Origin of the sequence: Pandoraea anapnoica (assembly GCF_902459765.1) — a bacterium.
Taxonomy (GTDB): Bacteria; Pseudomonadota; Gammaproteobacteria; order Burkholderiales; family Burkholderiaceae; genus Pandoraea; species Pandoraea anapnoica.
The window spans coordinates 1-23,298 of sequence record NZ_CABPSP010000003.1 but is presented as its reverse complement, the minus strand read 5'-3'; the positions used below and the strand labels follow the sequence as shown (position 1 = coordinate 23,298).

19 protein-coding genes are annotated in these 23,298 nt (G+C 62.2%); 3 read left to right on the top strand and 16 right to left on the bottom strand.

The features are described from left to right. Positions 1-22: 22 nt before the first annotated feature. The 13 genes from PAN31117_RS05730 to coq7 form a co-directional block, all read right to left on the bottom strand. Entirely contained in the window at positions 23-1,006 is a 984-nt protein-coding gene (locus PAN31117_RS05730; protein WP_150575878.1) for a D-alanine--D-alanine ligase, read from the bottom strand. A gap of 1 nt (position 1,007) precedes the next feature. Further along, positions 1,008-2,417, bottom strand: a complete 1,410-nt coding sequence (murC, locus tag PAN31117_RS05725) for a UDP-N-acetylmuramate--L-alanine ligase (RefSeq protein WP_150737357.1) — start codon at positions 2,415-2,417, stop codon at positions 1,008-1,010. Position 2,418: 1 nt separating this feature from the next. Next, positions 2,419-3,522 (bottom strand): undecaprenyldiphospho-muramoylpentapeptide beta-N-acetylglucosaminyltransferase, encoded by a 1,104-nt coding sequence (gene murG / locus PAN31117_RS05720; protein WP_150737356.1) that lies wholly within the window; start codon positions 3,520-3,522, stop codon positions 2,419-2,421. After that, positions 3,519-4,787 carry a putative lipid II flippase FtsW gene (ftsW, locus tag PAN31117_RS05715; RefSeq protein ID WP_039393354.1) on the bottom strand — a complete coding sequence of 423 codons (1,269 nt, stop codon included), beginning with the start codon at positions 4,785-4,787 and terminating at the stop codon, positions 3,519-3,521. Before ftsW ends, murG begins: the two co-directional genes overlap by 4 nt. Then, entirely contained in the window at positions 4,784-6,310 is a 1,527-nt protein-coding gene (gene murD / locus PAN31117_RS05710; RefSeq protein ID WP_150737355.1) for a UDP-N-acetylmuramoyl-L-alanine--D-glutamate ligase, read from the bottom strand. Before murD ends, ftsW begins: the two co-directional genes overlap by 4 nt. Before the next feature lie 209 nt (positions 6,311-6,519). Continuing rightward, positions 6,520-7,689, bottom strand: a complete 1,170-nt coding sequence (gene mraY / locus PAN31117_RS05705; RefSeq protein ID WP_039393356.1) for a phospho-N-acetylmuramoyl-pentapeptide-transferase — start codon at positions 7,687-7,689, stop codon at positions 6,520-6,522. A gap of 15 nt (positions 7,690-7,704) precedes the next feature. Beyond that, positions 7,705-9,129, bottom strand: coding sequence for a UDP-N-acetylmuramoyl-tripeptide--D-alanyl-D-alanine ligase (locus PAN31117_RS05700; RefSeq protein WP_174990845.1), 1,425 nt, complete (start codon positions 9,127-9,129; stop codon positions 7,705-7,707). Continuing rightward, positions 9,126-10,664 carry a UDP-N-acetylmuramoyl-L-alanyl-D-glutamate--2,6-diaminopimelate ligase gene (locus tag PAN31117_RS05695; protein ID WP_150737721.1) on the bottom strand — a complete coding sequence of 513 codons (1,539 nt, stop codon included), beginning with the start codon at positions 10,662-10,664 and terminating at the stop codon, positions 9,126-9,128. Before PAN31117_RS05695 ends, PAN31117_RS05700 begins: the two co-directional genes overlap by 4 nt. 32 nt (positions 10,665-10,696) lie before the next feature. Next, positions 10,697-12,472, bottom strand: coding sequence for a peptidoglycan D,D-transpeptidase FtsI family protein (locus PAN31117_RS05690; protein ID WP_039393357.1), 1,776 nt, complete (start codon positions 12,470-12,472; stop codon positions 10,697-10,699). Continuing rightward, entirely contained in the window at positions 12,469-12,813 is a 345-nt protein-coding gene (gene ftsL / locus PAN31117_RS05685; protein WP_150666603.1) for a cell division protein FtsL, read from the bottom strand. Before ftsL ends, PAN31117_RS05690 begins: the two co-directional genes overlap by 4 nt. Further along, the gene (rsmH, locus tag PAN31117_RS05680) at positions 12,810-13,763 is read right to left on the bottom strand and encodes a 16S rRNA (cytosine(1402)-N(4))-methyltransferase RsmH (protein WP_039393359.1); all 954 of its coding nucleotides are present in this window, start codon (positions 13,761-13,763) and stop codon (positions 12,810-12,812) included. Before rsmH ends, ftsL begins: the two co-directional genes overlap by 4 nt. A 22-nt stretch (positions 13,764-13,785) precedes the next feature. Beyond that, positions 13,786-14,214 carry a division/cell wall cluster transcriptional repressor MraZ gene (gene mraZ, locus PAN31117_RS05675; protein ID WP_010806918.1) on the bottom strand — a complete coding sequence of 143 codons (429 nt, stop codon included), beginning with the start codon at positions 14,212-14,214 and terminating at the stop codon, positions 13,786-13,788. 421 nt (positions 14,215-14,635) lie between these two features. Further along, entirely contained in the window at positions 14,636-15,283 is a 648-nt protein-coding gene (coq7, locus tag PAN31117_RS05670) for a 2-polyprenyl-3-methyl-6-methoxy-1,4-benzoquinone monooxygenase (RefSeq protein ID WP_150737354.1), read from the bottom strand. A gap of 318 nt (positions 15,284-15,601) precedes the next feature. Between coq7 and PAN31117_RS05665 the strand changes: the two genes are divergently transcribed. After that, on the top strand, positions 15,602-16,753 hold the full coding sequence (locus tag PAN31117_RS05665; protein WP_150737353.1) for a porin: 1,152 nt from the start codon (positions 15,602-15,604) through the stop codon (positions 16,751-16,753). A gap of 183 nt (positions 16,754-16,936) precedes the next feature. Then, positions 16,937-17,416, top strand: a complete 480-nt coding sequence (locus PAN31117_RS05660) for a MarR family winged helix-turn-helix transcriptional regulator (protein WP_039393362.1) — start codon at positions 16,937-16,939, stop codon at positions 17,414-17,416. A 36-nt stretch (positions 17,417-17,452) separates the two neighbouring features. Here the strand turns inward: PAN31117_RS05660 and PAN31117_RS05655 are convergent, their stop codons facing one another. Both PAN31117_RS05655 and PAN31117_RS05650 read right to left on the bottom strand, forming a co-directional pair. Further along, positions 17,453-18,568 (bottom strand): aminopeptidase, encoded by a 1,116-nt coding sequence (locus PAN31117_RS05655; RefSeq protein ID WP_174990869.1) that lies wholly within the window; start codon positions 18,566-18,568, stop codon positions 17,453-17,455. 79 nt (positions 18,569-18,647) lie between these two features. Then, a complete protein-coding gene (locus tag PAN31117_RS05650) occupies positions 18,648-20,723 on the bottom strand; it encodes a molybdopterin-containing oxidoreductase family protein (protein ID WP_150737352.1) in 2,076 nt (691 codons plus the stop codon). A gap of 213 nt (positions 20,724-20,936) precedes the next feature. On the opposite strand from PAN31117_RS05650, the gene PAN31117_RS05645 reads away from it, so the two are divergent. Continuing rightward, on the top strand, positions 20,937-22,133 hold the full coding sequence (locus tag PAN31117_RS05645; RefSeq protein ID WP_150737351.1) for a M20 aminoacylase family protein: 1,197 nt from the start codon (positions 20,937-20,939) through the stop codon (positions 22,131-22,133). Positions 22,134-22,221: 88 nt separating this feature from the next. On the opposite strand, the gene PAN31117_RS05640 is transcribed toward PAN31117_RS05645, so the two are convergent. Then, positions 22,222-23,181: a DUF3047 domain-containing protein gene (locus PAN31117_RS05640; RefSeq protein WP_150737350.1), complete on the bottom strand. Its 960-nt coding sequence runs from the start codon at positions 23,179-23,181 to the stop codon at positions 22,222-22,224. Between the last annotated feature and the right edge of the window lie 117 nt (positions 23,182-23,298).

Sequence of the window (23,298 nt, the reverse complement as noted above, 5' to 3'; positions counted from 1 at the left end):
GTTCTTCAACGCGTTCAATGTCTTACTCGGGTTTCCACTGCGCGTTCGGATGCAGATCGAGCGTCGCAGTTGCCAGAATTTCAACCACCAGGTCTTCGTACGACAGGCCCGCCGCGCGCGCCGAAATCGGCACCAGCGAGTGACCGGTCATGCCCGGCGACGTATTGATCTCCAACAGGTACGGCTTGTTATCGCGCTTGCGCAGCATCACGTCGGCACGGGCCCAGCCACGGCAGCCGAGCACGAGGTAGGCGCGCAACACGAGGCGCTGCACTTCCTCTTGCAAGGACACCGACAACGGCGGCGGGCACTCGTAGCGCGTGTCGTCCTTGAAGTACTTGTTCTGGTAGTCGTAGTTCGCGTCCGGCGCGACGATGCGGATGACCGGCAGCGAGCGCGCGGCATTCGCGCCCTTCGTGCCCACGCCAAGCACCGGCACGGTCAGCTCGTCGCCGTCGATGAACTCCTCGGCGAGCACGTCCGGGTCGAGTGCTACCGCCTTCTCGAACGCCGCCTTCAGTTGCGAGGCTTCCGTCACCTTCGTCAGACCGATGGTCGATCCTTCGCGCGACGGTTTGACGATGAGCGGCAACCCAAGATCGCGCGCGACGGCATCGAAGTCGGTGTCGGCATTCAGCATCGTGAAGCGCGGCGTCGGCAGCCCTTCGTTGATCCAGATGCGCTTGGTCATCTCCTTGTCCATCGCCAGCGCGGAAGCCAACACGCCACTGCCGGTGTACGGAATGCCCAGATGCTCCAGCGCGCCTTGCAGCGTGCCGTCTTCGCCATAGCGGCCATGCAATGCGATGAACACACGGTCGAACTTCTGCGCGGCGAGCGCGGCGAGATCGTGCATGCCCGTATCGAACGCATGCGCATCGACGCCGCGCGAGCGCAGCGCTTCGAGCACACCATTGCCCGAAATCAGCGAGATCTGACGCTCGGCCGAGCGCCCGCCCATCAGGACGCCAACCTTGCCGAAACGTTTCGGATCGAAAGCACTCACGTCAAACTCCTTGCTGAACTTGCAACTTGCCGGGCACCGCGCCGATGGAGCCGGCACCCATGGTGATCACGACGTCGCCCGCACGGGCGACTTGCAGAATGGCGTCGGGCAGTTGCGCAACGTCTTCCACGAAAACCGGTTCTACCTTGCCCGCGACACGCAAAGCGCGCGCCAGCGCACGACCGTCGGCAGCCACGATAGGCGCCTCACCAGCCGAATAGACTTCGCCGAGCACGACGGCATCCGCATCCGAGAGCACCTTTACGAAGTCCTCGAAACAGTCGCGCGTACGCGTGTACCGATGCGGCTGGAACGCCAGCACGATGCGACGACCGGGGAACGCACCGCGCGCCGCCGCCAGCGTTGCCGCCATCTCGACCGGGTGATGCCCATAGTCGTCGATGAGCGTGAACGAACCGGTGCCGCTGGACTTCGGCAGCGCGATTTCGCCATACCGCTGAAAACGTCGGCCCACGCCGTTAAATTCCGCCAGCGCCTGTTGAATCGCGGCGTCCGGCACTTCGAGTTCGGTCGCAATCGCAATCGCGGCCAGCGCGTTGCGCACGTTGTGCTCGCCCGGCAGATTGAGCGTGATGTCGAGCGGTGCCGCGCCCGCGCCGAACTTACGCAGCACGGTGAAGCGCATCTGCCCGCCGTCCGCCCGCACGTCGATGGCGCGCACCTGCGCGTCGTCCGACAGGCCATAACGCACGATCGGCTTCGAGACGAACGGCAGGATCTCGCGCACGTTCGAATCGTCGACGCACAGCACGGCGATGCCGTAGAACGGCAGGCGCTGCGTAAATGCGACGAAGGATTGCTTCAGACGAGCGAAGTCGTGCCCGTACGTATCCATGTGATCGGCATCGATGTTGGTGATGACTTCGATGACCGGATTCAGATTCAGGAACGACGCGTCCGATTCGTCGGCCTCGACCACGATAAAATCGCCCGTGCCGAGTTTCGCGTTCGCCCCGGCGCTGTTCAGACGGCCGCCGATCACGAACGTCGGATCGAGCCCGCCTTGCGCAAGCACGCTGGCCACGAGACTCGTCGTGGTCGTCTTGCCGTGCGTGCCTGCAATGGCGACGCCCTGCTTCAGACGCATGAGTTCCGCGAGCATCAGCGCACGCGGGACGATCGGAATCTGACGTGCACGGCCCGCCAGCACTTCCGGGTTATCCGCAGTGATGGCGGTGGAGACGACGATGGCGTCGGCCCCTTCGATATGTTCGGCAGCATGGCCGCGTGCAATACGCGCACCAAGACCGGCGAGACGCTGCGTGACCGCGTTGTCGCCGAGATCGGAGCCGCTCACCTGATAGCCCAGGTTAAGCAACACCTCGGCAATGCCGCTCATGCCCGAGCCGCCAATGCCGACAAAGTGAATATGTTTGACGATGTGTTTCATTTCAATCCTTGGCCAGAGCCGCGCACACGCGCGCCACTTGTTCGGTGGCGTCCGGCTTGGCGAGCGCCCTGGCTTTCTCTCCCATCGCGAGCAGCGATTCGCGCGTCTGACGGCGCAGCCACTCGGCCAGGGTCTCGACCGACAGCTCGCGCTGGTCGATCAGCGTTGCCGCGCCCTTGTCGGCGAGGAAACGCGCATTCGTTGTCTGGTGATCGTCGACCGCGTGCGGGAACGGCACGAACAGTGCCGCCACGCCTGCCGCCGCCACTTCGGCCACCGTCATCGCGCCCGCCCGGCAGATCACCAGATCCGCTCCGGCATAGGCCGCGACCATGTTGTCGATGAACGGCAGCGCTTCGACCGTCACCCCAGCTGCGGCGTAATTCGCCTGCAACGTCTGAATATGTTTGACGCCCGCCTGGTGCGTGACCTGCGGACGATCTTCGCGCGGCAGCTTCGCCAGCGCCTTCGGCACGATCTCGTTGAGCACCGTCGCGCCCAGACTCCCACCGACGACCAGAATGCGCAGTGGCCCGGTGCGTGCGTTGTAGCGCTCGGCGGGTTCGGCCATCTCGTCGAAGTCGGCGCGAATCGGGTTGCCAACCCACTCGCCACCCGGAATCGTGTCCGGGAACGCGAGCAACACCTTGTCCGCCACGCGCGCGAGCACCTTGTTCGCCATGCCCGCCACCGAGTTCTGCTCGTGCAACACCAGCGGACGCCCCAGCAGCGACGCCATCATTCCCGCCGGGAACGTGATGTAACCGCCCATGCCGAGCACGACGTTCGGCTTAGCGCGACGAATCGCGCCGATGCTCTGCCAGAACGCGCGCAGCAGATTGAGTGGCAGCAGGAACTTGGTCATCAAGCCTTTGCCGCGCAACCCGCCGAACTTCACGAACTCCATCGGGATGTCGTACTTCGGCACCAGCGTGGCTTCCATGCCGGTCGGGTTGCCGAGCCAGACCACGCGCCACCCCTGCACACGCAGGAAGTTGGCGACCGCGAGCCCCGGGAAGACGTGACCGCCCGTGCCGCCGGCCATGACCAGCAGCGTGCGTGTCTTCGTCTGCGGTGCCGGCATCGCGGTAGCGCGCTCGGTCATACCTTGCCTCCCCGCATCAGCACGCGGTTCTCGTAATCCACTCGCAGCAAAATCGCCACGGCTACACAGTTCAGCAAGATGCCCGAGCCGCCGTAACTGACCAGCGGCAACGTCAGCCCCTTGGTCGGCAGCAGGCCCAGATTCACGCCCATGTTGATGAAGGTCTGCGCCCCCAGCCACACGCCTACGCCCTTGGCGAGCAGCCCGGCGAACGTGCGCTCCAGCGCCAGCGCCTGACGCCCGATTTCGAACGCGCGGCGCACCAGCCAGTAAAAGAGCAGAATGACGACCAGCACGCCGACGAAGCCGAACTCCTCGCCGATCACTGCGAGGATGAAGTCGGTGTGCGCTTCAGGCAGGTAGTGCAGTTTTTCGATGCTGCCGCCCAGCCCCACGCCGGTCCATTCACCGCGTCCGAACGCGATGAGCGAGTGCGTCAGCTGATAAGCCTTGCCCAGGGCATAGTCTTCGCGCCACGGATCGAGATAAGCAAAGATCCGCTCGCGACGCCACGGCGACAACCAGATCAGCATCGCGAACGTGCCGACCGCCGTGAGCGCCAGACCACCGAACAAGCGTCCGTTCACTCCGCCGAGGAACAGAATGCCCATGGCGATGGCCGCGACCACCATGAACGCGCCCATGTCCGGTTCGAGCAGCAGCAGCATGCCGACGAACACGACGGCAATCCCCATCGGCAGGAAGCCCTTACCGAAGCTCTGCATGAACTCCTGCTTACGCACGGTGTAGTTCGCGGCGTACAGCGTGACGGCGAGCTTCATGATTTCGGACGGCTGAAGGTTCAGCACGCCAAACGGAATCCAGCGCTTCGACCCGTTCACGCCCTTGCCTACGTGCGGGATCAGCACGATCACCAGCAGCAGCAGCGCCAGCAGGAAGAGCTTCGGCGCGAGCTTGTCCATCGTCTTGACCGGAATCCGGAAGGTGATGACCGCCGCGACCAGCCCGATCGTGAGCGACACGATGTGACGACCGAGGAAGTGGAATGTCGAATAGCCGCTGTACTTCGGTGAGTCCGGCAATGCGACCGACGCCGAATAGACCATGATCAGACCGAGCGACAGCAACGAGATCACCACCCAAACGAGCGCGTGATCGTATTCGAGCATGCGCGAGCGCGTCGGCTTGATGCTGCCGAGCGTGCGGTTTGCCGCCGTGGTCGCCGCGCCCGGCGCGTTGGCCGTGCCCGCGCCGGCGAAACCGGCCTGACGCTTCTTGCTGAAGAACGACTTGATACGGTTCATAGCATTACCCCCGCGTCGGCGGCCAGATCAACCACGGTGTCGCGAAACACGTTTGCGCGATGCTCGTAGTTGCGGAACATGTCGAAGCTCGCGCAGGCCGGCGATAGCAGCACGGCATCGCCGGGCTGCGCCAGGCGGGCGGCTTCGCGTGTGGCGTCTTCCAGCGTTGCGACGTCGATCAGCTCGACGCCGGTGTCCGTGAGCGCTTCGCGCAGCAGCGGTGCATCGCGACCGATCAGCAGCACCGCGCGCGCGTGATGGGCGACCGGATTGGCCAGCGGCGAGAAGTCCTGCCCCTTGCCGTCACCGCCGAGGATCAGCAGCAGCTTCTTTTCGAGCCCCGTAATCGCCGCGACCGTCGCGCCGACGTTGGTGCCCTTGCTGTCGTCGTAGAACTCCACTTCGTTGATCGTGGCGATGAGCTGAACGCGATGCGGCTCGCCCGGATACTCTCGCAGGCCGTGCAGCAGCTTGGCCAGAGGCAGATCGATCGCGCGGGCGAGTGCGAGCGCCGCCAGGGCGTTCGCGGCGTTGTGCTGACCGCGGATTCGCAGCGCGTCGGCTGGCATCAGACGCTTGCCCAGCACCTCGACCGTAACTTCCGGTGTGCCCGCCTTTCGACGCTTGGGTGCAGGCGGAGCATCATCGCGCGTGAAGCCCTCGACCAACCACCACATGCCGCCTTCCATCTCCAGACCGAAGTCACCCACGGCGTCGGGCTTGCCCGTGCCGAAGGTCACCACGTTGGCTTCCGGCGACGCGAAGGCGATCACGCGGGCGTCGTCGCGATTGAGCACGCGCACGGTGTTCTCACCGAAGATGCGTGCTTTGGCTCTGGCGTAGGCGTCCATATCGCCGTGCCAGTCCAGATGGTCTTGCGTAATGTTGAGAATGGCCGCCGCATCGGGCGCGAGCGAATGCGTCGTCTCCAGCTGGAAGCTGGAGAGTTCGAGCACCCAGACGTCGGGCAGCGTGGCCTCGGCGATGCACTCGCTCAGACGGTCGAGCGCCGTGGGGCTGATGTTGCCCGCCACCGCCGTACGCTTGCCGGCCCGGCGGCACAGCAACCCGGTCAAGCTTGTCGTCGTGGTCTTGCCGTTCGTGCCGGTAATCGCGAGCACCTTCGGCGCGTAGCCACTCGTCGACTGCATGTGACGCAATGCCTGTGCGAAGAACTCGATCTCGCCCCACACAGGAATGCTGCGCTCGGCAGCTTCGGCCAGCAGCGCCGCCACGTCTTCGGCGAGCGGCGAAAGGCCCGGACTGATGCCGATGAGTTCGATGTCATCGAGCAGCGCGTCGATCTGACCGGCGAATGCGCCGCCCACGAATTCGGCTTGCGGTGCGTCGATGCGCAGGGTCGCCACGTTCGGCGGTGTCTCCGACGACGCAAAGCGCGTGTCGGCTGCACGCACTCGGCAGCCGTAACGCGCGCACCAACGCGCCATCGCCAGGCCGGACTCTCCCAGACCCAGGATCAGGACACGCGGTTGCCAGGATTCACCAAACTTCTCGCCGAACACGTCGCTCTTTCCTTTATCGATTCAAACAACCTACGAATGCATCGCTTCAACGACACCGATCTACTGCTATCGGCGCGAGCGGCCTTACCTTTAATTCCACTTGCACGAAAGCGACTTCACAAATTTGCGAAGTCGCTATCTTGTGACTTCCTGCCAGTCACGTCTCGTCTTGTTTCGTCTCGTTACGTCGAGACACGCCATCAGCAGCGTCAGCGCAGCTTCAACGTCGACAAGCCGATCAGCACCAGCATCAGCGTGATGATCCAGAAACGGACCACCACCTGCGTTTCTTTCCATCCCGACAATTCGAAGTGGTGATGCAGCGGGGCCATCTTGAAGATGCGACGCCCTTCGCCGAATCGCTTCTTGGTGTATTTGAACCAGGTGACCTGCAACATCACCGACAGCGTTTCCGCGACGAACACACCGCCCATCACGAACAGCACGACTTCCTGTCGCACGATCACGGCGACCGTGCCGAGCGCGCCGCCAAGCGCCAGTGCACCCACGTCGCCCATGAACACCTGTGCCGGATGGGTGTTGAACCATAGGAACGCCAACCCGGCCCCCGACATCGCGGAACAGAACACGAGCAACTCGCCTGCGCCCGGTATGTGAGGGAACAGCAAGTACTTCGAGTAGACGACGTTGCCCATCACGTAAGCGAACACACCGAGTGCCGCGCCGACCAGCACGACCGGCATGATGACCAGTCCGTCGAGGCCGTCCGTGAGGTTAACGGCGTTGGACGAGCCGACGATGACAAAGTAGGTCAGCGCGATGAAGCCAAACACGCCCAGCGGGTAGCTCATCGTCTTGAAGAACGGCACGATGAAGTCCGCTTTCGGCGGCAAATCGAGCGGGAAGCCGTTACGCACCCAACTGATGAACAGCTCGAAGACCTTCAGGTTGCTCGTCTCCGAGACGGAGAACGCCAGATAGATCGCAGCGAACAGACCGATGATCGATTGCCAGAAATACTTCTCGCGCGACGACATGCCGCGCGGGTCCTTGAAGACGACTTTCCGGTAATCGTCGATCCAGCCAATGATCCCGAAGCCTAGCGTGACCAGCAGCACGATCCAGATGAAACGATTGCTCAGATCCGCCCAGAGCAGCGTGGCGACGGTAATGCCGATGAGAATCAGCACGCCGCCCATCGTGGGCGTACCCGACTTCACAAGGTGCGTCTGCGGGCCGTCGGTACGCACGGCCTGACCCACCTTCATCTCGGCAAGCTTGCGAATGACCATCGGCCCGAACGAGAGCCCGATCACCAGCGCCGTGAGGCTTGCCATCACGGCCCGAAACGTCAGGTAGTTGAACACGCGCAAATAGCTCGCATCCGCTTGCAGCCATTGCGCCAACGTCAGCAACATTCCATCAATCCTTTATCACTTGGCCGGGGCGTTGCCGCCCCCGCTTTCATTCGTCGCGCGCAACTGTTCGAGCACGCGCTCCATCCGCATAAAGCGGCTTCCCTTCACCAGCACCGTTGCCGGCGCACTCAACGTGGCGTTCAGCGTCGCTACGAGCGGCGCCACGTCGTTCACATCTGAAAAATGTTCACCGCCGTCGCCGAACGCGACAACGCTGGCCTGCGTCTGTTCACCCATCGCGAGCAGGCGATCGATACCGCGCTGTGCGGCGTACTCGCCCACTTCGCGGTGGAATGCGGGGCCGTTGTCACCGACCTCACCCATGTCGCCGAGCACCAGAACACGCGGCGCCGGCGTCTGAGCAAGTACGTCGATTGCGGCCAATACGGAATCGGGGTTCGCATTATAGGTGTCGTCGATCAGCGTGACACCCGCGAGTGGTCCCTTCGACAGCGTGGACACCTGAAGTCGGCCTTTGACGGCAGAGAACGCTTCGAGTGCCCGCACGATCGAACCAATGTCCACGTGCGCACCCAGTGCGCAGGCGATCGCGGCCAGCGCGTTGCGTGCGTTGTGCTCGCCGAGCAGCGGCAGCGTGAGCGAAAACTCGCCAGCGGGCGACGCCACGCGTAACACACGCGTCGCGACGTCGTACCGCCCCGACACCGCTGCACGCGCGTCCAGCGCAAAGTCCAGCACGCGACGCTTGCCCGCCACCTCGCGCCACATCGGTGCGAATTCGCTCTCTGCCGGGAAGACGGCCACGCCGTCGCCGGGCAGCGCCGCCAGCACCGCCGAATGCTCCTCGGCCACGGCGGCCACGTTCACCATGAATTCCTGATGCTCGCGTTGCGCATTGTTAATGACAGCCACCGTCGGCTGCGCGATCTTCGCCAGATACGCGGTCTCGCCCGGGTGATTCATGCCGAGTTCGAGCACCGCGAGCTTGTCGCCGTCTTTCAGACGGAACAGCGTCAGCGGCAGGCCGATGTCGTTGTTGAAGTTCCCGGCGGTCGCCAGACGCGCGTCCGCGCCTGCCGCCTCGGCGAAAATCGCCGAGATCATTTCCTTGACGGTCGTCTTGCCATTGCTACCCGTGACCGCGACGACCGGAATCGCGAAGCGGCGACGCCATGCGGCGGCCAGTTCGCCCAGCGCGATGCGCGTGTCGGGCACGATCAGCGCAGGCGTCTCGAAACCGTCCGGCACGTGGGTCGCGACCACAGCGGCTGCGCCTGCGCGCGCCACGTCGGCCAGAAAATCGTGTGCATCGAAACGCTCGCCCTTGAGGGCCACGAACAGATCGCCCGGCTGCACCGAACGGCTATCCGTCACGATGCGGGCAAACGCCGTCGACGGCACGCCGGTGACGCGCGAATCCGTCACGGCCGCCTGTGCGTCGCTCAGTTGCCACATGATGGCGTGCTTCGTCGGCGTCATTCGCCACCTCCGCGCACCGTGGTCGCACGCGCAGCGAGTGCCAGACGCGCGTGTTCCTGATCGGAGAACGGCCGCTTCTTGCCCATGATTTCCTGTGTACTTTCGTGTCCCTTGCCCGCGATCAGCACGACGTCGGCGGCCTGCGCGCCGCGCACAGCCTGAAGAATCGCGCTTGCGCGGTCTTCGATGCGACGTGCGGCGTCCGGCTGCGCGAGACCGGCGGCGATCTGCGCCATGATCTCGGCGGGCACTTCGGTGCGCGGGTTGTCGCTCGTGAGCACGATCGCATCCGCCAGACGCTCGGCCACCGCCCCCATTTGCGGACGCTTGCCCGCATCGCGATCGCCACCGCAACCGAACACGCAGACGAGCTTGCCACCGCGCGCTTGCGTGACCGGCCGCAGGGCGGCCAGCGTTTTGTCGAGTGCGTCGGGCGTATGGGCGTAATCGATCACCACCAACGGCTGCCCCGGCTGTCCGATCTGCTCCATGCGGCCGGACACCGGCGCGAGCGTCGCGAGTCCGGCGATGGCGGCATCTTGCGCGACACCGGCGGCCAGTGCTGCGCCCAGCACGGCAAGGGCGTTGCTGATGTTGAACTCACCGATCAGCGGCACCGTCACTTGCTGGCTGTGATCGTCGATGTGCAGCGTGAAGCGCGTGCCCGCAGTCGTTGCGCGGATGTCTTCCGCCCGCAACACGCGGTTGCCTTGCGCCGACGTCGCGGCACCGTGAATGCCGTATTCGAAGACCGGTGTCTTGCCAGCCAGACGCGTCAGCAAACGCTGTCCCATCGCATCGTCGCGATTGATGACCACCGCCTTCAGTCCCGGCCAGTCGAACAGTCGCGTCTTGGCCGCTTCGTACTCGGCCATCGTGCCGTGATAGTCGAGGTGGTCCTGCGTCAGGTTCGTGAACACCGCCACGTCGAACGCCACACCGTTCACGCGTCCCTGATACAAACCGTGCGACGACACCTCCATCGCGACCGCTGCAGCGCCTTGCGCGCGCAGATCGTCGAGGCTGTGTTGCAACTGGACCGCGTCGGGCGTGGTGAAGCCCGTCACTGTGAGATGACCGGGGAAGCCGCTGCCCAACGTACCGATCACGGCGCTGCGCACGTTCGTCTTCGACAGCAATTGCGCCAGCCATTGACTGCACGACGTCTTGCCGTTGGTCCCCGTCACGCCGAACATCGTCATGCCGACGCTCGGCTCGCCGTACCACAGCGCCGCCAGCGGGCCCGCGAGCCAGTCGAGGCGCGCCACGCCAAACTGCGGCACGTTGGCTAGCGACGTGAGCGATGCCGGCCAAGTGAAATCATCGCTCTGCCAAAGCACTGCGGCGGCACCGCGCTCGACGGCGTCGGCAATGAAGCCACGGCTGTCTGCACCCTTCACCGCGTAGGCGACGAAAACGTCACCCGGCGTCACACGACGGCTGTCCGCATGCAACGTGGCACCCGCCGACACCGTGCGGCGCAGCCAGTCCCACGCCTGCGCGAGCGCGGCGCGATCGGTGGCGTCCGCAACCATGGCGAACGTGGCAGGATTTTGCGGCGTCGGGGTCACGGTGCCCATGGCTCGCTCTCCTCCACCTTGTCGCTCACGACGAGCTTCGTCACCGGCGAATCCGGCACTACGTTCAATGCCCGCAACGTCCCGCCCACAATCGACGCAAACGCCGGACCGGCAGCCACGCCGCCGTAGTGGGAACCGCGGCCCGGCTCGTCGAGCGTAACGGCCACGATGATGCGCGGCTCGGACATCGGCGCCATGCCGACGAACGATGCGCGGTACTTGCTCTTGTCGTATCCCTTGCCCGATTGCTTGTAGGCCGTGCCGGTCTTGCCACCCACGCGATATCCGATCACCTGAGCACGCGTGGCTGTGCCGCCGGGCGACGTCACCATCTCCAGCATCTTGCGCACTTCGCGTGCAGTCGCTGGCGAGATGACCTGCGTGCCCTTCACGACGCTGCCGTCCGTCTTATAGATAGAGATCGGCAGCAATTCGCCGTCGTGGGCGAAGACGGTGTATGCACGCGCCAGTTGGATCAGCGAAGCCGACAGCCCGTAGCCGTAGCCCATCGTCGCCTGCTCGATCGGTCGCCAGCTCTTGGCCGGGCGCAGGCGTCCCGCCACAGCTCCCGGAAAACCGAGCTTCGGTGCCTGACCGAGGCCGACGCTGGTGAACATGTCCCACATTTCCTGCGGCTTCATCTGCAGCGCGATCTTTGCCGTGCCGATGTTGCTCGACTTCTGAATGACGCCGGCCACCGTGAGCAGGCCGTAATCGTGGGTATCGGTAATGTTCGCGCCGAAGAAGTTGGCGCGGCCCGTGGTCATGACCGTCGACGTCGGCTTCACATAGCCGTTTTCCATCGCCGCAGCGATGGTGATCGGCTTCATGATGGAGCCGGGCTCGAAGGTGTCCGTGATGACGCGGTTGCGAAGCTGCGCGCCCGTCAGGTTCGTGCGGTTGTTGGGGTTATATGTTGGCAGGTTGGCCAGCGCGAGCACCTCGCCCGTGCGTACGTCGAGCACCACGGCGCTGGCAGCTTTCGCGCCGGTGCGCTCCATGGCGTCCTTGAGTTCGCTGTAGGCGAGGAACTGGATCTTGCTATCGATCGAGAGCGTAATGTCATGACCGTCGCGCGGCTGCGCGAGGATGTCGATATCCTCGACCACGCGTCCCAGGCGATCCTTGATCACCCGGCGGCTGCCCGGGGTTGCGGCCAGATCCTTCTGCATCGACAGTTCGACGCCTTCCTGGCCGATATCCTCGACGTTCGTAAAGCCGACCACGTGCGCCGCGATCTCGCCTTCCGGATAGAAGCGCTTGTACTCCTTGCGCTGATACACGCCGGGGATGTCGAGGTCTGCGACTTGCTTGGCCACGTCGGGCAGGACCTGACGCTTCACATAAACGAAGCTCTTTTCCTGATTGAATTTGCGACGCAGATCCGACTCGCTCATCTCGAGCAGTTTCGAGAGCTGACGCACCTGCTGCGTCGAGACATCGTCTGGCACATCTTCCGGAATCGCCCAGATGGCCTTCACGGGCAGACTGGTGGCAAGCACCTGTCCGTTACGGTCGAACACTTTGCCGCGCGTGGCGGACATCTCCAGTGTGCGTTCGTAACGGCTCTCGCCCTGACGTTGATAGAAGGCGTTGCCCGGCCCCTGAATCCAGAAGGCACGTGCGACGAGCGACGCGAACGCGCCGAAGATCACGAAGACGAGCATCTTCGAGCGCCACATCGGCAGACGCACGGACAGGACCGGGCTGGCAGAGAACTGCACATCCTTGGTCTTGGCCTTGGCGTCTTTGCGGCGAATCATCGTTTGCCTCCGCTCGCAGGGGCGGACGCGGCGCTTGCGGTCGGCACCGGCACATCCACCATCGCGCCCGTGCTGCCCGCCGGCGCGGACAGATATTGCGTGCGGCCGGGCGAGACGGCCTGCATCTTCAGGTCGCTGCGGGCAACGCTCTCGATACGGGCGCTCTTGCTCTGCGCGCTCTGTTCATACTGGAGACGGTCCCAGTCCTGCAGCAATTGATGCTCGAGCGCCTGCTCGCGATTGAGTTCGACGAACGTGCCGCGCGCACGGTATTGCGCATTGATCAGCGAAAGAGCGCAGCCGATCAGCACGGCGAGCAGGAGGATATTGAGCCGGCTCATGTCGACACCCGCTCCATGACGCGCATGATCGCCGAGCGCGAACGGGCGTTCGCCTCCACCTCGGCGGCGGACGGCTTGATCTTGCGGCTGGCTTTGAACGGCGGCTCGGGAATTTCGTGAGCGCGCAGCGGCACGCGGCGATCCACCGCCGGCGCGCTTGAGCGAGCCTGCATGAAGCGCTTCACGATCCGGTCTTCCAGTGAATGAAAGCTGATCGCCACGAGTCTGCCTCCCGTTTCGAGGACATCGGCCGCCACATCCAGTGCTATCTGCAAGTCCGCAAGCTCTTGATTGACGTGAATCCGTAGAGCCTGAAAGGTACGTGTTGCCGGGTCCTTGCCCTTCTCACGGGTTTTGACGGCGCCCGCCACGATCGCGGCAAGCTCGCGTGTACTGACGAGAGGCCCGAGGCGGTCGGCGTCTGCCCGGCGAGCAACAAGCGCCTTTGCAATCTGAAAAGCAAACCGTTCTTCCCCATAGTCCTTGATGACCTCCGTCATTTCTTCCAGCGTTGCCCGGGCCAGCCAATCGGCAGCCGACTCGCCGCGCGTGGGATCCATGCGCATATCGAGCGGACCGTCGGCCCGAAAACTGAATCCGCGCGCCGGGTCGTCGATTTGCGGCGACGACACGCCCAGGTCCAGCAAAACGCCCGACACCTTGTCAATACCGCGCCGGGCTAGCGCCTCGCGCAACGTCGCGAAGCTCTCGTGCTCAATCGAAAATCGCGGATCGGCAATCTTTGCCGCCTCCGCGATCGCTTGGGGATCCTTGTCGAATGCGATCAGCCTCCCCTGAGCACCCAGCCGCTCGAGCAGCCTGCGACTGTGCCCGCCGCGGCCGAACGTGCCGTCGACGTAGACGCCATCGTCGCGCCATAGCAAGGCATCCACGGCCTCCTCTAGCAGGACCGTGCGGTGCTGCATTACCGTTTCCACCGCGTGCGCCATGCTCGTCGGACCACCTGATCTGTCAAAAAGTGAAGTTCTTCAGCGCTTCCGGCATACCTTGCGCCATCGCCGCCTGTTCCTTGGCGGCATACGTCGCGGCATCCCAGAGTTCGAAATGACTGCCCATGCCCAGCAGCATGACTTCCTTGTCCATGCCCGCGGCGGCGCGCAATTCGGGCGCCACCAGGACACGGCCCGCCGAATCCATCTCGACATCGGCTGCGTTGCCCAGGAAGATGCGTCGCCACCAGTGCGCGTCCATCGGCAGTGCGGCGATCTTGCCGCGGAAGATCTCCCATTCGGGACGCGGGAACAGCAGCAGACATCCATCCGGGTGCTTGGTGATCGTCACCTTGCCTTCAGCGTCGCCCTGAAGCACGTCACGGTGCCGGGCCGGAATCGACATCCGTCCCTTTGCATCCAGTGAAAGTGCCGAGGCTCCCTGAAACACGTGCGCTCCCGTGAGGTTTCTTCCGCCTGCCCGTCATGCCGAAAGAGAAAGATTTTGTGCCCTACGCCACACAAAAATACACTTTCTCACACTATTTCCCACTTTAGAGGAGAGTGTAGGGGCGGTCAAGCGTTTCGCCCATTTTTCAGAGGGAATTTGGTAGTCAGAACAATGACTTAGCTCACTTTCCTAAAGTTGGAAAACGGAATTTTGTCAGGAAAATTAAAGACATAAGTGCGATAGTGAAAGTGGAACCTCATATTTTGAGCATCACTTCGTGCGAGGCCCGTCAGCACTGTCGATACGGCGTAGTGCGCGCTCACGCCGTGCCGACACCGTGGAAAACCGGCCAGCACGCGCTTACACAAGAGGGAATCGATGCAGTAGGCAGGGGGTCTTTCGGAGAGTTCTTGCGGACGCTCTATATATAGTAGGCCGTCGTCGTCATGACCTTTGCCGCTGCGCGCATGACACGCTGGACCGGCGCCGGCAGCTCAATGCCGCCAGCGTCACGCGCAGCCTGTCCGTGTTCGATCTCGTCCAGACGCATCTGATCGACGATGGCCCGCGAGCGCAGGTCGTGCGCCGGCAAGTCGTCGAGATGGCTGTCCAGATGACGCTCGACCTGACGCTCCGTCTCCGACATGAAGCCGAGACTTACCTTGTCGCCACACTTCCCGGCGACGAAGCCGATGGCAAAAGCGCCCACGTACCACAACGGATTGAGCAGACTGGGGCGCGAGCCGAGCTCCGAGAGACGGTGCGCCGTCCATGCGAGGTGATCCTCCTCTTCCTTGCCCGCGTGCTCGAATGCCGTGCGCAACTCCGGGCGCTTCGTTGCCAGCTTCTGCGCCTGATACAGCGCTTGGGCACAAACCTCACCGACGTGATTCACGCGCATGAGGCCAGCGACGTGGCGCCGCTCCTGCGACGTCAACGCGTCGTCGCCTATGGGGGCGTCGCTATTGTCGGATTGGACTGCGGCGGGAGTCGGACGGGACGCTTGCGTGACACCTGCGATGGCACGCAGACCACGGTCAAGCTCGGAGATCAGACTGTCGGAGAACATCGTACTTTCAACTCACTCAAATCTTTCACAATGCGGAACGCAGGACGATTCTTTCACGTCCGCGGCCAATGATACGCCCCTTTATCCGGCGCGCCTTGCGCGGGCGCAAACGCGCGAAATCCCCGCCAGATGCCGGTTTCCGCGATGTTGCGTAAACGAAACAAAACCCGCTCCGACCCCGCGTAAAACCGGCCTTTTCCTTTGCCGCCTAAAGTGAATTTGTTACATTACGTCCAACTTCTCGCGAAGTTGATTAGCAAGGACGTTATCACTAGTGACCTTGTTAAACAAATCTCACAATCCTTTGGAGATCACTCAATGAAAAAGTCGCTTCTCGCTCTGGGTGTGCTCGGCGCATTCGCTGGCGCTGCTCACGCTCAAAGCAGCGTGACCCTGTACGGTATCATCGACGCTGGCCTGCAGTACGTCAGCAAGACTGGTGGCAACCTGGCTGGCACGGGTAACACCTCGAAGAACTTCCAGTTCGCCAACGGCAACCTGCAAGGTTCGCGTTGGGGCCTGAAGGGTGCTGAGGACCTCGGTGGCGGCCTGAAGGCGATCTTCGTCTTGGAAAACGGCTTCAACCTGGGTACGGGCACGCTGGGCCAGAACAGCCGCATGTTCGGTCGTCAAGCCTACGTTGGTCTGAGCAGCGCAACGGCTGGTACGTTGACCATCGGTCGTCAGTACGACTCCGTGGTTGACTTCGTTGGTCCGTACGCTTCGGGTAGCCAATGGTCGACGTTCGCGGGCGCTCACCCGTTCGATAACGACAACTTGAACAACTCGTTCCGTCTGAACAACTCGGTCAAGTACACGTCGGTCAACTACAACGGCTTCAGCGCTGGCGGTCTGTACAGCTTCTCGAACTCGGCCAACAACGGCTCGACGGGTTCGGGTTTCGCTAACAACCGCGCTTACTCGTTCGGCCTGGGCTACGCTAACGGCCCGGTGTCGTTCGGCGCTGGCTACCTGTACCTGGGTTCGCCGTCGAGCAACGGTACGGGCTCGATCAACAACACGGGCGACGCTACGACGGCCATGACGGCTGGCGGTGCTAGCGACAAGGCATGGATCGCATCGGCAGGCGGTTCGTACGCCTTCGGCCCGGCAACGATCGGCCTGGTGTATGGTCACTCGGTGTACCAGTACGTGAACGGCGGCAGCTGGAAGTTCGACAACGCCGAACTGAACGCCAAGTACATGCTGACCCCGGCACTGCAACTGGGCGCATCGTACACGTACACGTGGTCGACGCTGAACGTGCTGGGTAGCAACGTGTCGCCGAAGTACCACCAAGTCAACCTGGGCGTCGACTACTTCCTGTCGAAGCGCACGGACACGTACCTGGTTGGTCTGTGGCAACACGCCAACAACGACGCTCCTGGCGGCGCATCGTTGAACGGCCTGGGCTTCTCGAACAGCACGAACCAATTCGCTGTTACGGCCGGTATCCGTCACAAGTTCTAAGCTGACAGTTTCTGTCACTTAGGCTTTGGCGAAAGGGCACCTTCGGGTGCCCTTTTTTTATGCATCAGGCGCACAGGGCAACGGCCCTCGGTGCAATCACTCAGGCCCAGTAACCGCCCTATCTTGACCCGGCGATTATTTCAAACCTAAAATTTCCATACTGTAAATTTTCCACCATCGACCATGAGCCTCGCCGACTCCGATTCTCTCGATCTCGAAACGCGAGCCCACGATCGCGAGCACGACGCGCTGCGGCTCTGGCTGCGGCTGCTCACCTGCGCCAACTTGATCGAGACGGACATCCGCTCACGCTTACGTCAGGAATTTGACTGCACGCTTCCACGCTTCGATTTGCTTGCACAGCTCGATCGTCACCCGGAAGGGCTGAAGATGGGGGAGCTCAGTAAGCGAATGATGGTGACTGGTGGAAACGTGACCGGCATCACCGATCAGTTGGAGAAAGAAGGCTGGGTGACGCGCGAGACCGTCGTCAACGACCGCCGAGCGTTCCTGATCAAACTGACGGCGCGCGGAAAAAAGGCGTTTTCCAATATGGCTCGTGCTCACGAGCAATGGATCGAGCAACGCCTGGGAGCGTTGCCGGAAGATCAGCGGCAGCAACTTTATCTGCTTCTCGGCGATTTGAAGTCGGTCATTTCGTAGCGATACCCAGTCCCGCGAACGCGCTTCGTGCACAGATCACCGCACAGCCTGCATCGGCGCATCCAGTAGCGCTCGGGCGGCGACTGCCGCCGGCGTACTGTCCAATGCCGTGAGCGTCGCATTGCGTTCTGCTTCCGGCCGTTTCGACATAGCTTTTACCGCCGCATAGAACTTCGGAAGGTCGTCGTGCTCTTGCGCGAGCAGCGCCATAAACGCCGGCACCCACTGGTTATAGGTCGCGAACGATCCGATCTTGGCGTTGTTCAGGTCCGTGGCAAACCACAGATCGAAGCCTTTGTAACCACCCCAGGACGTCTTCAGCGCGTCGTAATCCGCACGCATGCGGTCGAACAGGACGTCCTTGTGCGCCACCTTTTCCGCGTCCGTTTCCGAGCTGTCATACACGGCTTCGAGACGTTTGCGATACCCGTCGACCAATTTGCGGAACTGGCGACGATGCGCATCGTAACGGTCGTACTCCATTGCCGCGTCGGGGTGCGCGGCGAGCCAGCGCCGAACACCCACCGTCTCGACTGTCACGGCAAAGGACTCGTTAAACGCCGTATCTCCCCGAACGAAGAGAATCTGGTGCGCGAGCTCGTGGAAGATCATGCGCGCAACTTCCGCCCGCGGGAGGTAGATGAAGGTGTTGAGCAGCGGATCGTCGAAATAGCCTAGCGTCGAATAGGCAGGGATTCCCGCGACGAAGGTCTCCCATCCATCCCGGTGGAGTTCGGCCGCGTATGCTTCGGCAGACTCGCGTGAGTAATAGCCACGATACTCGACGCAACCGACGACCAATAGGCACGACTCATATAGCTTCAGGGACAGGGCCGGCGCAGCAAAAACGTTGTACACGACGAATGGCCGCTTCAGATCGGCATAGCTACGATAGCTGCCGTTATCCGGTTCGCCGAGTGCCGAGACAGCGTAGCTGCGAATTTGCTCTGCCTCGATGAGCCGTGTACGCAGACGCGGATCGATAGAAGGATCCGCCAGCAAATCACTTACCGGCTGCGCTTCATGCAAGACCGTGAAGTGGCCGTTGATCGACTGCGCGTAGTACCCGACCTGCGCGCAGCCGGGAAGCCCAATCGCGAGGGCTATCGCCACGGCGAGTCCCGCGCCTCGGGATGTCCACCGCAGGAGCATCGCAAGCAAGATCGGCATTGCTAGACTCCTGGGTATTGATTCGGAAGGGACTCGGAACCAGCTTGGTGCGTCGTCGCCCTCAGACCGGCGCGACGTCGACCAGGCAATCGTAAAACGTCGGCGCCCGGCCAAGATCGGTGAGTTGCTGGCTGGTGACTTCATTGGCGTTCTTTCCGTCCGGCGCGAGCTTCTTCCACCAGATCGAAAGTCCAACGACAACGCCCTCCCGCGCTTTCTCCGTGACCCGGGCCTTGGCATTCAGGGTGCCCCGGTCATTGAAAATACGCACGTTCGCACCATCCGAAATGCCGCGTGGTGCAGCGTCTTCCGGGTGAATGTCCAAGGTAGGCTCTCCGACCGAAGCCCGAAGACTGTCGACGTTAACAAAGCTGGAATTCAGGAAGTTGCGCGCAGGTGGCGAAATCATGGCCAGCGGATAGCGCTCGGCCAATTCCGGATTACTGGCAACCGATTCGTACGGGGGCACCCAATCCGGCAGCGGATCGAATCCTTCTTCACGCATACGCTCGGAGTAGAACTCGCATTTACCGGACGGTGTATAAAACTGACCGTTCGCAAAGGGTGCTTCAGGCAAATCGTAGCGAATCCACCCGTCACGTTTGAGCGTCTCCCAGTCACTGCCAGCCATGCGAGCATCGCTCCAGCGGATCGATTGCGCCGCCAGCTGGTCGTCGGTGTCAGAAAAACACGGGTCCTGCCACCCCATCCGCTTGGCCAGCAGACGAAAAATCTCCGAGTTCGGCTTCGACTCGCCGAGCGGCGCAATGGCCGGGTTATTCGCGAGCAGATACGTGTGACCGTAGGCCTTGTGAATGTCCAGATGCTCCAGTTGCGTCGTCGCAGGCAACACAAAGTCGGCGTAGTCTGCCGTGTCCGTCTGGAAGTGTTCGAGTACGACAGTGAAGAGATCTTCGCGTCCGAAGCCAGCCGCCACCTTGCTCGACTCAGGCGCAACGGCCACCGGGTTGCTGTTGTAAACCACCAGCGCCTCGATCTTCGGGCCAAAAACGTCGTCACCCGGATGACACAACGCGTCACCGATGGCGCTCATATTGACGATGCGCGCCGGTCTGTCCTGGCGCGCCCGCAGATCGGGACGCGCCTGCGCCGCCGCATCCACCGGCGCAAAGCCAGACGACGACATCAGCAGGCCACCCGCCGGGTCTCGCCATGCGCCGATCAGCGCCGGGAGACAGGCCACTGCACGGGTTGCCTGACCACCGCCCTTCGCGCGCTGCATACCGTAGTTAAGACGAATGGCGGCAGGCTTCGCGCTGGCGTACTCGCGAGCCAGCGTCGTCACCGTTTCTTCGGGAATACCGCAAATCTCGGCGACACGCGCCGGCGTGTAGCGACGAACGCGATCCTTGAGCTCGCTGTAACCGACCGTGTAACGTGCGATGTACTCGTGATCGACCAGATCTTCCGCGATCAGCACGTGCATCATGCCCAGCGCCAACGCCGCATCGGTGCCCGGCAGCAATGCGATGTGCTGATGGCACTTCTCGGCGGTGAGAGACCGGTAGGGATCAATGGCAATCAGCTTGGCACCCCGTCGCTTGGCTTCCTGCGCAATGGCCCAGAAGTGCACACTCGACGTGATGGGATTGCTCCCCCAGATGAGGATGAGTTTGCTGTCGACGAAGTGCTCGACATGCATGCCGACGCCAGCGCCATACGTATATCGCAGCCCTGCGGCCCCTGCGCTCGCGCAGATGGTGCGATCGAGATCGGACGCACCGATCTTGTTGAAGAATCGGGCAGCCATCGACTCGCCCTGCACGAAGCCCATCGTACCGGCATAGCTGTAGGGCAGAATCGCTTCAGGTTCTCTGGCTGCAATGGCGCCAAGGCGGGTGGCGATCTCGTCGAGCGCTTCGTCCCAGCTCACCCGGACGAACTCTCCGCTGCCCTTCGGCCCAACGCGCTTCAGCGGGTGCAGCAGACGATCCGGGTGATAAGTTCGTTCGGTGTAACGAGAGACTTTCGTGCACAGGACGCCCTTGGTCGTCGGATGGTCCGCATCTCCCTGGACCTTTGTCGCGACACCGTTCTCCACCGTCACATGCAGTGCGCACGTATCGGGGCAGTCATGCGGGCATGCGGCCCGAACGACGTGGGTATTGGTCGTCATCAAACTACTCCTCTCTCTACCAAATTTCTGCGCTCAGGGACTTTGGCGCGCTGGAGATATTGTATTACGTTCGCCCGCGGGCCGCCCCGCCACGCGGGCATTTCCGAGCTTTTGCGGGCGTGTCCGACGGCTCATTCGGACATTTCCGAGCGGAGTGCCAGACCTGCCCAATAGGGGTAAGATGAGCCATTGCGCTCCGCAGGAAACCCCGTCATGAAGCTCATTCCAGAAATCGACGCCGCTCGCGGCGAAATACAGACCATCCGACGTGACATCCACGCGCACCCCGAGCTGTGCTTCGAAGAGAAACGCACCTCAGACGTCGTCGCCGACACGTTGACCCAATGGGGCATCCCGATCCATCGTGGCCTCGGCAAGACCGGTCTCGTTGGCATCATCAAAAATGGCAGTAGCGACCGCGCGATCGGTCTGCGCGCCGACATGGACGCGCTCCCGATTCACGAAGCTAATACCTTCGAGCATGCCTCCCGACATGAAGGGAAGATGCATGCCTGCGGGCATGACGGGCACACCGCCATGTTGCTTGCTGCGGCGCAATATCTGCAAAAGCACCGAAATTTCGACGGCACGGTCTACCTGATTTTCCAGCCAGCGGAAGAAGGCGGTGGCGGTGCGCGGGAGATGATCAAGGACGGATTGTTCGAGCGTTTCCCGATGCAAGCGGTGTTCGGTATGCACAACTGGCCGGGCGTACCGACGGGCACCTTCGCCGTCACGCCTGGGCCGATGATGGCATCGAGCAACGAATTCAAAATTTCGATTCGCGGCAAGGGCACGCACGCCGGTATTCCGAATGCGGGGATCGATCCGGTGATTGCAGCCGTCCAGGTCGCTCAAGCGCTGCAAAGCATCATTACCCGCAATAAGCGTCCGATTGACGCAGCAGTGCTCTCGATTACGCAAATCCACGCTGGCGACGCAACGAACGTTGTCCCTGATCTGGCATGGCTTGGCGGTACGATTCGCACGTTCTCCATCGAGGTCCTCGATCTGATTGAGACACGGCTTCGCGAGATTTCCGAGTTTGTGGCCAAGGGGCTCGGTTGTACGGCCGAAATCGAGTTTCATCGTAACTATCCGCCGACCATCAATGAGCCGGGCATGGCCGCGCTGTGTGCCGATGTGATGCGGCAAGTGGTGGGTGACGAAAACGTCAATGACAAGGTCGAGCCCACGATGGGCGCGGAGGATTTCTCGTTCATGCTGCTCGAGAAACCGGGTGCCTACGTCTTCATCGGCAATGGGGACGGGACGCACCGGGACAGCGGTCACGGCCTCGGTCCTTGCAACCTTCACAATGCCAGCTATGATTTCAACGATGATCTGTTGCCGCTCGGTGGCACCTATTGGGTCAAGCTGGTCGAGACGTATTTCGAGCGCAATAAGTGAGTGAACGACGCTGACATCTCAGCGCCCAACAAAAAAGCCAGCAATGTGATTTGCTGGCTTTTTTTGCTCTTCATGGCGGCATCATCGGCTATTTTGCCGCCGTGGTCGTCGGAATCCCGTCTGTGTCCAAGTGGATGTCTCCGTACCATGCAGTGAACTTGGACTGCGTGTTATCGCCGTCACTCATGATGGCGATGCCGATTAAACGGCCCGGCGGTTCGCCAAACGCCTTTTCGTAATCCTTCGCGATATCCCGGGAATACGTCAGCCATTGACCGAGGTTGCTCGCGCCTCTCTCGACGACCACGGAACGGATTCGGGCGGTGTACGGATTGGGTACCACGTCATTCACGGCGAGTTTGTCGTCACCCCATGTGTACATCAGCGTCGCGAACGGCAACTCCCTGCCGCTGACCATTCGGGCCAGCTCACGATGCATGTGATCTTGCATAGAGAGTTTGCCAGCGTCGCCGTCAAAAGCGAGCGCAATGCGCAGCGGCGCATCGTCATATCGCTTCGTACGGATGTCCGCGTTGATCGGCATGGCGTCTGCTCGCCAACGCCACGTCAGCTTCGCACCGGGATATACGGGAATATCGAGCTTCTGCGCAATGCCGGAAGCCGATCCGTCAACGGTTGCGCGAATCACTGCGATTCCTTCGCTATCCGTGGCTTGCTCGTAGTGCGTCAGACGCTTGTTGCGGGTGACAAGATAGGTTTCCCAATGCGGAGGAAGGCCTTCAGCATCCACAGCCGCGGAGAGCGGTGTGATTTCCTCTCGATGTGACAACACCACCGAAGTTGAAGTGTGCGCCTGTGCCATCGACGCGTCTTGCGACGCACATCCACCTATGCCGCCAATCGTGATGGCAGCACCAAAGCTCACCACCCCGACCTGCCACCATGCGTAATGCCTATTTCTATTCCGATCGACCACCCGTTTTACTCCCCGAACTCCCAACCCGTGGCCGAATGCTAAGCGAGAAATGCACGACGATCTACCCGGAATTTCACTTCGTGCCGACGTTACAACAACGCAGTGATGCACAAAGTGTCCGGCACAAAGCAAAAACCCCTTGCTACTGTTGTAGCAAGGGGTTTTTAAGGGGAGCCTGACGATTACCTACTTTCACACGGGTATCCGCACTATCATCGGCGTGGAGTC